This window comes from Arthrobacter stackebrandtii, assembly GCF_017876675.1.
Lineage (GTDB): Bacteria > Actinomycetota > Actinomycetes > Actinomycetales > Micrococcaceae > Specibacter > Specibacter stackebrandtii.
On sequence record NZ_JAGIOI010000001.1, the window covers coordinates 443,663 to 456,610 of the forward strand.

Genomic DNA, 12,948 nt, shown 5'->3' on the forward strand with positions numbered 1-12,948 from the left:
GTGAGGGCTGCACTGTTGCAACACCCTTAGTAGGCACCTGTGGGTGCAACGACTGCCTTGAACGTCCGCCACAAGATGACCAGGTCACCTGTCAGCGACCAGTTCTCCACGTAGTAGAGGTCCAGGCGCACCGCCTCGTCCCAGGCGAGGTCGGAGCGGCCGCTGATCTGCCACAGCCCCGTGATGCCGGGCTTGATGAGCAGCCGCCGCTGGACGGGCTGCTGGTATTCGGCCACTTCCGTGGCAAGCGGCGGGCGGGGGCCCACCAGGCTCATGTGCCCCTTGACGACGTTCCAAAACTGGGGCAGCTCGTCCATGGAGAAGCGGCGCATCCACCGGCCGGACCGGGTGACTCGGGGGTCGTTGGCCATCTTGAACAGGACCCCGGCACCTTCGTTGCCGTCCTGCAGCGCCGCCAGCTTCGCCTCGGCACCGACCACCATGGAGCGGAACTTCACCATCTTGAACGTCTCCCCGTTGCGGCCGATCCGTTCCTGGAGGAACAGGACCGGGCCCGGGCTGTCGAGCTTGACCACAAGGGCCAGGACCAGGAACAACGGGGTCAGGACCAGCAATGCAGCCGTGGCCAGCAGCATGTCCATGACGCGCTTGAAGACGTGCTTGCCGCCGGAGTACTGGGGCAGCTCCACCCGCATGAGGGGCAGGCCCTCCAGGGGGCGGAAGTGGACGCGCGGCCCGGCAACATTCGTCAGGCTCGAGGCCAGCACGAGTTCGGTGTTCATGTCCTCCAGGCGCCAGCCCAGTTCCTGGATGGCCTTGGGGCCTCCCGGCAGGGCGCCGGCCACGATGACCGCCTCGGCGCCGGTCTTGGCCACGACCTCGGCAATGTCTGCGGCGGTGGAGAGGACGGGCACGTGGTACCAGGGCGGCAGCAGCGACATGCCCGGGGCCAGGGTGGTCAGCGCGGCCCCGGCCACCCGGTAGCCGGTGGAGAGGTTGCCGCCCAGCTGGCCGATCACGTATTCAACATCCTGCGGGTTGCCGATCACCACCACGTTGGACAGCGACTTGCCGGTGTCGCGCTGGCGGGCCAGCCAGCCGCGCCACAGCCAGCGTTCAGCCACCAGAAGCACAATCCCCAGCGGCAGCGCGACGGCGAAGAACCCGCGTGAGACCTCAATCTGGAACACCAGCAGGGCCATGGCCATGAGGCCGAAGCTGCGCAATGTTGCCTGGGTCACGCGCCGGTACTCGGTGACACCGGCACCAAAAACGCTCTTCTCCCGCGAACGGCAGTACGCCAGGTCGGTCAGCCACAGCACCACGATGGCCATGCACACCCACATGTAGCCGGTCTCCTTCAGGTCTGCCGGCTCGTGGATCCCCACCACGCCGAAGCGGCTGAGGTAGGCCACGGCCACCACGACGGCGACGACCAGGGTGTCGCTGATCCGGAGCTTGGTTGCGTACCGGGCGGACCATGGGGAAGCTTCCCTGCCGCCCGCCGCGTCCAATTTGGCGCTGCGGGCATCCCACACGCTGTGCTTGGGCTTCACGCCGGCGCCCTTGCGGCCTGCGCTGCCCGTCGCGGGGCGGCGCAGGTGCGGGATGATGCGCAATTCAGTCATGGCGGACACCAAAGACCGAATCGGGGAACGCCATCGTGCAAAGAAAGGGAGCCGACGACGGCTGGGGGAAAGCCTTGGTCTCAGAAGGCTTATCCGCCGCCGGCTCCGAATGTGGAGTCCGGCCGTTGCGGCCGGACAGTGTTCCTGGCAGGGCAGCGCGGAAGGAATTCCTGCGTGCGGGCTCCAGGGAGGGGAACAGGCTCAAACCTGCGGGGAAGATGCTGGACACACCACGGACGGGCACACCGCCATGGCTGATGGCGGCAGGGGCGGACGTGAACATTGTGAGACCTTCCATGACGAGACCGGTGTGAGCTGAACAACACCTCTAGTCAACGGCAGCCGCCACGGCAAAACACGAGTGATCAATACTGGATCTGGTGGGAACCTGAGTACTTTGTTTTGCTTCCGAGTACTTGGTTGGGGCCGCCCACTACTGGGCGGGCGGGCAAGTACTCGTGCCCCGCCTGGTTTTAAAGCACAGCTGCGCCACTTGTTTCCACTTGCTTGAGCCGGCAGAGCGGGGCACGTGTCCACCGTGCCCGGCGTTTCCCACACCGGGCATGCCGCAACGCCAGGTGCTGCCCGCGCCGGCCCGCGCGCACCCGGGGCAACCCCCATGGTGGGCCCGGTGAAAAGGGACGCTGGTCTCCACAGGGGGCGGGATCAGAGGGAGTCGGCGAGGTCCTCGCGGGCGGAGATGCCCAACTTGGCGTAGGCACGGTAGAGGTGGCCCTCCACGGTGCGCACCGCCAGGGTGAGTTCGGCGGCGATGTCCTTGTCGCTCAGGCCCTGCGCTGCGAGCCCTGCGATCTGGCGTTCCCGCTTGGTCAGTTCACCGGCGGCGTCCACCCTGGCGGGTATGGCCGGTACCGTGGACGAAAGCTTGCGCAGGTCCGCCCGGACCTTCTTGGCCTGCTCCCGCCTGCCGGTGCCGTTGAGGACAGCGACCGACCGGGTCAGGGCGGCGTGCGCAAGGCCCAGGACGCCTGCCTCGGCCAGGAGATCCCCGGCCTCCTTCAGCCCGGCACCGTCGCCGGCGTGCAGCGCCGCGGCGAAGCGGCCGATCCCGCGGGCCCATGGCCCTTCCACTTCCGCGGCCACGGCCGCCAGCCGTCCCGCAACGCCTTCATCCCCCAACTCCAGTGCCAGTGCCAGTGCGTTCAGTTCCAGCATCTTCGACTCGGAGTCCCGCGCAGCGTCAGCCTGCACCATCAGCTGCGCCAGCCATCCGCCGTCGGGCTCCAGGGTGTGGCGGGCGGCCGCAAGGAAGGCCTGTTCATGGGCCAGCACCACGTGCATTCCGGTGCTGTCCACGTGGGCGTCGATCAGGGCTGCGGCCTCCTCGCGCCGTCCCAGCCGTGCCGAGCAGAAGGCCGCCAGCGCGGTGCAGTACCCCAGGAGCTGCTGGGGGTCGCTGAGCCGCAGGGCGTCCAGCCCGGCCGTGAGCACCGTCAGCGCATCCTCGTAGGAGCCCGCCCGGACCATGGCCATGCCCCGGACCACGCTGGCGCCGCCCCCGAAGGAGAACATGATGGGCCCGTCCTCCATGCCGAACTGGTCCATGACGCCGGTGGCCGCCTGCCAGTAGCCGGCGCACAGCAGTGCGGTGAGGTGGCGGAGCATGATGTTCTCGGGCAGGAAGAAGACGTCGTTTTCCTCGGAATGCTCGAGTGCAAAAGCCTCCGCCGCGCGTGAGGACCCCTGCTCGGGCAGGCCCTGCGCGATCAGCCGTTCAGCGTCCATGGTCAGCGCCATCGTCCGGTTGAGGCGGTCGGCCGCGGTGGGCAGTCCGTGCAGCGACTCCAGCAGCTGTGTCAGCTCCGTCATTTCCGCGTACCGCCCGGCCCGCGACAGCCCCATCAGCTCCACCATGAGCGCACTGCTTTGCGAGTAGGCGCCGATCATGTCCGCCTGCTCCGGCTCGGCCGCTGCCAGCCTCCGCCCCGCCTCCCGCAGGTCCTGCGCGTCCGACAGCAGCGTGGACACCGGCATGCCCAGGGCGGAGCGGGTGGAGGCGCGCAGCAGGGCCCCGAACGTGAGGTCCTGCACGCTTGCGGCGTCCGCCGGCAGCGACTCCATGAGGGTGAAGGCACCCTTGTAGTCGCCCAGGTTGTACTTGGCCCGGGCCCTGACCATGACGGCGCGGAATTGGAAGTCCCGGCCCTTGATCTGCTTGGCCAGCTCCAGCGCCGTGATCGACTGGAACAGCTTCGTGGCGAGCACCGCGGCGCGCAGCAGGGTGTCGTCACCAACGTCGACGCCCACCTCAAGCGCCCACAAAACCCGCCGCAACAGCGATTCCTTGGTGCCGCCGTCGTGCGTCAAGTCCCCTATCAGCCGCTCGTGGAGCACCCTGCTCTGAGCCACCGGCACCATGTCCCGGATCACCTGGCCGTAGATGGGGTTGGCGAGGACCAAAAAGTCGGACGACGGCGGCTGCCGGGCGATGAGGGGCCAGTCCAGCAGTTCGCGGATCGCCCGGGGCGCGACCAGGCCCTTGAGCGCCGATTCCGCCAGCGGCTCGGCCAGGGCCACCAGGTTCAGCGCCTGCTGGCCCTCCGGCGTAAGGCCGCGCAGCACAGCCTTCACCGCATCCTCCAGCCCGCGGCCATGCGGCACCAGTTGGTATTCATCAAGCCAGGTGCCTCCCTGGTGGATCAGGCTGCCGCGCTCCAGGCCTTCGGTCACCAACAGGTGCAGGAACAGCGGGTTGCCTCCGGATGTGAACCAGTACTGCCAGCTGGTGGCAGGAAAGACGGGCCCGCCGAGCATCGCCTCGCAGTAGTCGTGGCCCTGCTGCTGCGTCAGCGGGTTCAGCACGATGTTCTCCGCCAGGCCGGTGGCCCACAGCCTGGGCAGCGGCTCGGGCAGCCCGTGCCGGACCGAATGCGAGGCCACCACGTTGACCGTTCCGGCCATGGCCAGGGAGACAATCAGCTCCGCCGTGCCGGGGTCGATGGCGTGGGCGTCGTCGAGCAGCAGGAGGGGCAGGTCGCCGCTGCCGAGCACGACCGACGGGTCCGGGTGGGGTGCCCCGGGTCCGTCCGGCGGCCCGTCCAGGACTGCCTGCTGCGCGTCCAGGACGGCCAGCACCTGGCGCAGCACTTCCAGCCGGTAGGATTCCGTGGCGGTGTCGGCAAGGTTCAGGTACGGTGCCAGGACGCCGAAGGGGATTCGGGCCAGCGACTGGGAACCGTGGATGGACAGGACCGGGACGTAGTCCCTGGCACTGCGGCCCAGCCGCTGCAGGATGGTGGAGGCGCCCAGGCCGCTGTCGGAGGTCACGAACACGGCGCGGCAGTCCTCGGCGCGAATGGCGGAGATGATGTCCGCCAGCTCGTCTTCACGGCAAAAGGGCTCATTGCCGGCACCTGCGCCGCTGTGCAGCAACCCCGTCACAGGTGGACCCATTTCTCAAGGTCGGTGCGCGAGGTGATGCCCAGCTTGGCGAAAACCTGGTAGAGGTGGCCTTCGACGGTGCGCACCGAGACGCCGATCTTGGCGGCGATGTCCCTGTTGCCCATTCCGCGGATGGCCAGCCTGGCCACCTGCAGTTCGCGCGGGGTCAGCGGCACTACGCCCGGCGCCAGGTCCTGCTGCTCTTCCGGGACCACGCCGCGCAGGCGGTTCTTCGCCTCCCGCTGCAGCCTGCTGTCCCCGTGCGCCTTGGCCAGCCGCAGTGCCAGCTCGTTGGCATGGCGCTCGAGATGGGTGAATTCCATCTCGCGGGCGCGGTCTCCCGCTTCCAGGGCCGCCTGGGCACTGCCCTCGACGGCGGCCCGGGCCAGCAGCCGCCCGGCCGTCGCCAGTGGGCCCTGGCAGTTTTGCACCATCTGGTCCAGGAGTTCGTACTGGCCCGGGGCGCCGGCGGTGACGGCACTCAACAGGATGGCGGTGGCCGGGGTGGCGTTGCCGTCCGCAAAGGCGGCCCCGGCCAGCTCGGCGAGCCGGTCCACGGCACCTTCGTCGCCGAGCGCCAGGGCGGCCAGCGCCTGGAAGTGGTCGGACAGGGTCCGGTTGACCCACGTGACGTGCGGGCCGGCCGCCTTGGCCATGGCCAGGTACCGCCAGCCGTGGTCGGGGTCCCCGAGCCGTGCGTAGACACAGGCCAGCACCGAGTACACCAGTTCCAGCCCGGTGTAGGTGTCCCTGACCTCGAGCTGGGCTGCGGCGCACAGCAGGATCTCCGCAGCCTCCATGTCCCGGCCGGCGGAGGCGTAGGCAATGCCGAGCGACAGCTCCAGCGCCCCGCCCCGGTAGTGCAGGGAACTGTTGGAAAATTCGATGGCCTGCTGCAGTTCACGTTCGGCACGGCGCCACTGCCCGCTCCAGGTCAGGGCCACAATGCGCCCGTACAAGTGCCAGTCGTGCAGGCGCACCACCACGTTGTGGCGGGCCGCCTCGGCGTCGACCGCCTCCGAGAGCTCCACGGCATCGCGCTCGTGCCCGGTGGCGGCCAGGGCCATGGTCAGCAGCGAGGAACTGTTCAGCCGGTAGCTGCGGTCAGAGGGATCCTTGCTGGCAATCTTCAGGTCATGGATGACCTTGCCAAACTCACCCCGATTGACGGCGACCTCAAAGCGCGCCAAGTTGTAGAACTTTTCCGCCTCGGCCCGCTCCGTGCCCTCGGCCTGCTGGACTTTCTCCCACGTCCGGTCCAGGATCTGCCGGATGCGCGGCATGGCGTTTGGCTGCCACACGAGGGAGACAGCCAGGTCCTGTGCCCACGAGGCATATTCCGGGGCCGTCAGCGCATCCAGGACCTCGGGCGGAAAGTTCTCCAGGACGGTCGCGGCCTTGCTGTAGCCTGCCATGGCGTGGTGGGCCCGGCTGCGCTTTTGGGCTGCGGCAACGGCCAGCGGATGGCCGGGCGGCACATGGTTGGCGCAGGCCAGTGCCAGCTGGGGGTCGAACAGCTGAAGCGCGGCTTGTGCTGCGGCCAGCGCCACCTCAGGTTCCATGGCCATGCCGGCTTCGTTGAGCCAGCTGGCCAACATCAGCAGCTCCTGCGGGCTCAAGTCCTCCGCATCCAGGGAGAGCACGGAGGAGAGCTCCTGGAAATACGCGCCCTTCTGCTGTGCGCTCATCTGGTTGCGGATGGTCTCCCCCACATAGGGTTCGGCAAAGCCCACGGTCTTGCGCCGGTCCGCGGCAATCACCACGAAGCCGCGCTCCTCCAAAGAGGTGACGGCGTCGGCGCCCAACACCTGGATGGCCATGGCAAGGGGCACTTCCTTGAGCAGCGAGAACTTCTCAATGTACGTGCGCAGCTGCGGGCTTTCACGTGCAAGCCGCGATTCCACCAGCTCCAGCAGGACATCATCGGAGAAGCGGCCAAACCGCCCCGCCGGCACCCAGACGCCGTCGTTCGATTTCAAGGCCCCGCTGCCGAGGTATTCATGGACCAGGGCCTGCAGGACCAGGGGGTTTCCGGCGCTGAATGCAAACAGCTGGGCCACCACCGCTTCCGCCACTGGCCCGTCCAGCGCCTTGGACAGAAGCTCACGCACTTCGGCACGCGAGAACGGCGCCAGCCGCTGCTGGGCGAGCAGGCCATCCTTGAGCATCCAGGCAAGGTCCTCGGGCAGGTCCGCAATGGTGCGCGCCACCACCAACAGCTTGGCCCGGCCGCTGAGCACGAGGTGCATCAGCACGCCCATGCTGAGGGTGTCGATGCCGGGCAGGTCATCCAGGTTCAGCACTATGGGGCGGCCATTGGCCTCCTGCAGGACCTGGTCCACCATGGCGCCAAGAATCGCCGCGGGGCTTTCGCTCTGTCGGGCGTTGAGGCGGGCCAGCTGCACGGGGAAAATGGAGTAGGGGACATCACTTGGCACTCCTGTGCCAAAAAGATTGACGACGTGGGTGGTGGAGCCGATGCGGCGGGCCACATTGCGGGACAGCGCGGTCTTTCCCACGCCGCGGGGACCCAAAATGACGGCACCATGAAGGAGCGGGTCGGCCAGGTGTGCCTGGACAACTTCAATGTCCCCTTGGCGCACCAGTGAAGACCATTGACGCCGTTCACCTGCACCCAGTGCCCGCCGTTGAGACTGCGACTCCCCCAGTAATAGTCGTTGCGCTGCGGCCAATCCCCACACATTCGTCATACGTAGTCACCCTCTGAGCCACGTCATACCCGTGGATCAACACAAACGGGTGTGGCCTAGGGTGATTCTAACAGCGATTGTGACGTTAAACTCTTAAATGTGCCCGACGTAAAGGCTAGCGGAACTTGTCCTGGGCCGCCGTTAGCCCGTCGCTGACCAGCAGTTCGACGGCGTCGGCCGCATTGTCGATCAGGAACGGCAGCGCCTTGTTCTCGGCAGTGGAGAAATCGCGCAGCACATGGCTGGCAGCATCGGCACGTCCGGGCGGGCGCCCCACACCGGCACGCACCCGGTAATAGTCCTTGGTCCCCAGCGTCCGGGAGATGTCGCGCAGCCCGTTGTGGCCGCCTTCTCCCCCGCCCAGCTTGACCTTGACAGTGTCAAAGGGGATGTCGATTTCGTCATGGACGGCGATGACATTCGCGGCCGGGAGGTTGTAGAACTTGGCGAGTGCCGCCGTCGGGCCTCCGTTGAGGTTCATGAAGACGGTGGGCTTGGCCAGGATCAGCTTGTGCCCGCCGGAGGACAGGCGGCCGGTGGCGACCAGGGCCTTGGCTTTGTGGGTCTTGAAACCGGCTCCCAGGCGGGAGGCAAGTTCCTCAACCACCATGTAGCCAATATTGTGCCTGTTGCGGCTGTAGCCGGGCCCGGGATTCCCGAGCCCGACTACAAGCCAAGTGTCACTCATGCGTGAGATTACTCTGCAGCTGCTTCGTCAGCTTCAACCTCGGCGACAACAACCGGCTCGGCGAAGTGAACGATGAGCAGGTCTGCTTCGGTGACGAGCTCGACGCCTGCAGGCAGGACGAGGTCGCCGGCGAGGACGTGCTGGCCGGCGGCGAGTCCGTCGATGGTGACCTCGATGTGTGCCGGGACGTTGGTGGCGTCGGCGGAGACGCTGACAACAACTTCTTCCTGGTTGACAACTGTGGCCGGGGCGGGCTCGCCAACGAGGACCACGGGAACGTCAACGATGACCTTTTCGCCCTTGCGGACGGTCAGCAGGTCGATGTGCTCGACGATCTGCAGTACGGGGTCGCGCTGGACGTCCTTCACCAGGGCGAGGTGCTCTTCGCCGTCGAGGGTGATGGTCAGCAGTGCGTTGGCGCCGCGGATCGCGCGAACGGTCTCGCGCTCCGGCAGGACCAGGTGGAGGGGGGCTGCGCCGTGGCCGTAGATGACAGCAGGGATCTGCTTGGCACGGCGGATGCGGCGTGCCGCGCCCTTGCCGAACTCGTTGCGGGCTTCGCCGGTGAGGTTCAATTCAGACATAAAAATAGCTCCTTCTTGTGTGGTGGGCGTGGACTAAACAGGTCAACACAATCCATCACAAAAGTTACGGAGCTGTGGGACCCAGTCGATCACGGACCCGATGGTGCCAGGTCCCTCGCCAAGGTTTACTGGTCAAGTTTAGCAGAACGACGGCGGGCTCCCGACCGGCTGCACAGACGCCGGCGGCCGCCTCCCGGTGAAGGGAAGCGGCCGCCAGCGGTAGAGACTTAAGGTCAGGCGTCGCCGTCGAACAGGCTGGTGACTGAGCCGTCCTCGAAGACTTCCTTGATGGCACGTGCCAGCAGGGGCGCGATGGAGAGCACCGTGAGGGTCTCGAAGCGCTTCTCGGCAGGGATCGGCAGGGTGTCGGTGACGACGACTTCACGGGCACCGCAGTTGGCGAGGCGCTCGGCGGCGGGGTCGGAGAACACGGCGTGCGTTGCGGCGATGATGACATCCTTGGCGCCGGCGTCCTTGAGGACCTTCACGGCGCCGGCGATGGTTCCGCCGGTGTCGATCATGTCATCGATCAGGACACAGGTGCGGCCTTCAACCTGGCCCACCACGGTCTTGGACACGGCCTGGTTCGGCACGGTCAAGTCGCGGGACTTGTGCACGAAAGCCAGGGGGGCCCCGCCCAGGCGCTCGGCCCACTGCTCAGCCACGCGCACGCGGCCGGTGTCGGGCGAAACTACGGTGACGGCGTCGTCCCCGATGACCTTGCGGATGTGCTCGGCCAGCAGCGGGATCGCGAACAGGTGGTCCACGGGGCCGTCGAAGAAGCCCTGGATCTGGGCCGTGTGCAGGTCAACGCTCATGATGCGGTCGGCGCCGGCCGTCTTGTACAGGTCCGCGACGAGGCGGGCGGAGATGGGCTCACGGCCGCGGCCCTTCTTGTCCTGGCGCGAGTACGGGTAGAACGGTGCCACCACGGTGATGCGGCGGGCGGAGGCGCGCTTCATGGAGTCAACCATGATGAGCTGCTCCATGAGCCAGTTGTTCAGCGGGGCCGGGTGGGCCTGGATGATGAAGACTTCCTTGCCGCGCACGCTCTCGCCGGAGCGGACGTAGATCTCACCATTGGCGAAGTCGTAGGCCGACATGGGCAGGAGCTCCGTGCCCAGGCAGCGTGCAACTTCCTCGGCCAGCTCGGGGTGCGCCCGGCCGGTTGCCAGCACCAGCTTCTTGTCGACGTTATGGCTAAGTTCGCTCATGATTTTCTTTCTCGCATGTGGTGGGGGTGGTGAGAAGTTTTAGTTGCCGGTGGCTGCAGCGGTGGCTGCCTGGCCCGCGGCCTGGGCGGAGACGCTGCCGGGGCGGTGTGCCTCGGTCCAGCCCTCGGCGTTGCGCTGCGGGGCGACGCTCATGGTCAGTGCGCCGGCCGGGACGTCCTTGCGGACAATGGCGCCGGCGCCGGTGAAGGCCCCGTCCCCCACTGTTACGGGCGCCACGAACACGGTGTTGGATCCGGTGCGCACGCCCGAGCCGATGACGGTGCGGTGCTTGTTGACGCCGTCGAAGTTGGCGGTGATGTTGCCACAGCCGATGTTGGTGTCCTCGCCAATCTCGGCGTCGCCCGCATAGCCCAGGTGGCTGAGCTTGGAGCCTCGGCCGATGGTGACGTTCTTCGTCTCGTAGAACGCGCCGATCTTGCCGTCGGCGCCCAGCACGGTGCCGGGGCGCAGGTAGGTGAAGGGGCCAACGTGGGCGCCCTCGCCGATCACGGCGCCGGAGCCGTGGGTGCGGGTGACTTCCGCGCCTTCGGCAATCTGCACGTCGGTGAGCGTTGAGTCGGGACCCACGACGGCGTCGCGCGCCACGGTGGTGGTGCCGTGCAGCTGGGTGCCGGGCAGGATGGTGACGTCCTCGGCGAGCTCCACCGTGGAGTCGATCCAGGTGGTGGCGGGGTCGATGATTGACACGCCGGCGCGCATCCAGCCCTCAACGATGCGGCGGTTGTGCTCGGTGCCGAGCGCGGCCAGCTGAACGCGGTCGTTGGCGCCCTCCACCTGCCAGCGGTCGGTGGTCGAGACCGCGGCGACCCGGCCGCCGTCGAACCTGGCCAGGGACAGGACATCGGTGAGGTACATCTCGCCCTGGTTGTTGTCAGTGGTGACGGACTTGAGCGCCTTGCGCAGGACGGCGGCGTCGAAGGCGTAGATGCCGGAGTTGATCTCACGGATTTCGCGTTCCTCGTCGGTGGCGTCCTTGTGCTCGCGGATGCCCAGGACGGTGCCGTCGGCGGGGTTGCGGAGGATGCGGCCGTAACCGGTTGCGTCGTCGAGGACTGCGGTCAGCACCGTGACGGCATTGCCGTCCGCGTTGTGCGTAGCGACGAGTTCGGTGAGCAGTGCGGCGGTGAGCAGCGGGACGTCGCCGTAGGTGACAACCACGGTGCCCTCAACCGGCGCCTGGGCGTCGAGCGCCTCAAGGGCCTGCTGGACGGCGCGGCCGGTGCCGGGGATCTCGTCCTGGTCCACGATGATGGCGGTTTCATCCAGCGCCGCGATGTGGGCGGCGACGAGGTCACGCTCGTGGCGGACCACCACGGCCAGCTTCTCCGGTGCCAGGCCCTGGGCTGCAGCCATCGCGTGGCCCACCATGGAGATGCCGCCAATGGGGTGCAGAATTTTGGGTGTCCGGGACTTCATCCGGGTTCCGGCGCCGGCGGCCAAAACAATGACGGCTGCCGGGTTGTTCGTGGGGTTGTCTTGGGGGCTCACTAAGTGGCACTCCTGCCCGGACACAAGTCCGTTTTCAAACGTACGCAATGGGAAACTATTCCATGGTACCTGCTCGGCACAGGTGCCTGAGCTTTTGCCAAGTGGTTCCGCCCATAGGATTCGAACCTATACTCCACAGCTCCAAAGGCTGGGGTGCTGCCATTACACCAGGGCGGACCATGCACCACCAGCCGTTGCTGGAAGCTCACGAGAATATAGTGTGCCACGGCCACGGCGACTTTCGCGAGTTGGGCGCGGGCCCGCCGCGGAATTTGGCGGCGCGGGGTGGCCAAGCTCACAGCGGCGCCCGCGGCTGCCCGCAGTCACCGCATCTCGTGCCGCTGTCCGGAACGGATGCGGGCAAGGGCCTGCTCCACCCACGCCAGCAACACCTCCGGATGGTACAAGGCGACATCGGCGGGGATCCTCAGCCGCCACATGCCCTCGAGCACGTACATGGTGTCCCTTTGGAGGTCCTCTTTCCAGGCCCTGGGATCGTTGTGGTATTTTTCCCCGTCAATTTCCAGGCCAAGTATGCCGTCGATCAACAGGTCCAGGTGGCCCGCATTCCGAACATAGGCCTGGCCCTGAACGTTGTATCCCGCCCTCCGCAGGTGGTACCTGCTGCATGTTTCCGCGATGGACATGGACTGGGGGTCGATCATCTCCACGATGGCCCGCGCGGCGGCACCCGCACGGCCTTGGAAGGAGTTCCGCAGATAGTTGATGGAGCATTGCTTTTTGACGACGGCGGATTCAAGGACGGCCAGGGCTTCGACTTCAGTACCGCACCGGACGCACTGCTGCAGGACATCTGCCAGGGTCTGTTTGCCCGAGACACGGTGGACGACGCAGCCGGGAACCGGCCTGCCGTGGGCCGCGGCAACATGCAGCTGTTTGGGCTGCTCCAGAACCCACAGCCCGAGCCCCGCCACCCTGCTCAGGCAGGTACGGCGGGCCTGGTGGGCCGCAAGAAACGCATCCTCGGGCGTGGCTTGGAAAGTTGCATACACGCCCCTGGCCCGCTGAAAAATCAGCCCGCCTTCGACGGCGGCCCGAATCTGGCGGGTGGACACGCCGTGGCCCAACAGGTCTTTCTGCCGTGCAACCCCGCCAAGTGAAGCAACCAAGGCGTCAAGTGGCACCCAGTCGGGGCTTCTGCTGTCGCTCATGGCACCATGTTTCGCTACAAGCACCGTCGGCGGCAGCCCGTCGTCGAAAATGTGGGCGAAACGTGCCCCAGCCAGGCCT

8 protein-coding genes and 1 tRNA gene are annotated in these 12,948 nt (G+C 67.0%); all 9 read right to left on the bottom strand.

All coding sequences use genetic code 11. The features are described from left to right. Positions 1-26 precede the first annotated feature (26 nt). Positions 27-1,589 (bottom strand): sugar transferase, encoded by a 1,563-nt coding sequence (locus JOF48_RS01815; protein ID WP_209676761.1) that lies wholly within the window; start codon positions 1,587-1,589, stop codon positions 27-29. A gap of 666 nt (positions 1,590-2,255) precedes the next feature. Continuing rightward, complete coding sequence (locus tag JOF48_RS19810; protein ID WP_209676763.1) at positions 2,256-4,991, bottom strand: LuxR C-terminal-related transcriptional regulator; 2,736 nt, start codon at positions 4,989-4,991, stop codon at positions 2,256-2,258. Then, entirely contained in the window at positions 4,988-7,594 is a 2,607-nt protein-coding gene (locus JOF48_RS19965) for a helix-turn-helix transcriptional regulator (protein WP_209676764.1), read from the bottom strand. The genes JOF48_RS19810 and JOF48_RS19965 overlap by 4 nt, the downstream gene beginning before the upstream one ends. Before the next feature lie 223 nt (positions 7,595-7,817). Next, positions 7,818-8,390, bottom strand: coding sequence for an aminoacyl-tRNA hydrolase (gene pth, locus JOF48_RS01830; protein ID WP_209676766.1), 573 nt, complete (start codon positions 8,388-8,390; stop codon positions 7,818-7,820). Between the two features lie 8 nt (positions 8,391-8,398). After that, on the bottom strand, positions 8,399-8,974 hold the full coding sequence (locus JOF48_RS01835; protein ID WP_209676768.1) for a 50S ribosomal protein L25/general stress protein Ctc: 576 nt from the start codon (positions 8,972-8,974) through the stop codon (positions 8,399-8,401). A 233-nt stretch (positions 8,975-9,207) separates the two neighbouring features. Continuing rightward, complete coding sequence (locus tag JOF48_RS01840; RefSeq protein WP_209676770.1) at positions 9,208-10,188, bottom strand: ribose-phosphate diphosphokinase; 981 nt, start codon at positions 10,186-10,188, stop codon at positions 9,208-9,210. Positions 10,189-10,227: 39 nt separating this feature from the next. Continuing rightward, positions 10,228-11,697: a bifunctional UDP-N-acetylglucosamine diphosphorylase/glucosamine-1-phosphate N-acetyltransferase GlmU gene (glmU, locus tag JOF48_RS01845; protein ID WP_209676772.1), complete on the bottom strand. Its 1,470-nt coding sequence runs from the start codon at positions 11,695-11,697 to the stop codon at positions 10,228-10,230. Between the two features lie 102 nt (positions 11,698-11,799). Then, positions 11,800-11,874: transfer RNA gene (locus tag JOF48_RS01850), tRNA-Gln, on the bottom strand. Between the two features lie 146 nt (positions 11,875-12,020). Beyond that, the gene (locus JOF48_RS01855; RefSeq protein ID WP_209676774.1) at positions 12,021-12,869 is read right to left on the bottom strand and encodes a type IV toxin-antitoxin system AbiEi family antitoxin domain-containing protein; all 849 of its coding nucleotides are present in this window, start codon (positions 12,867-12,869) and stop codon (positions 12,021-12,023) included. Positions 12,870-12,948 lie beyond the last annotated feature (79 nt).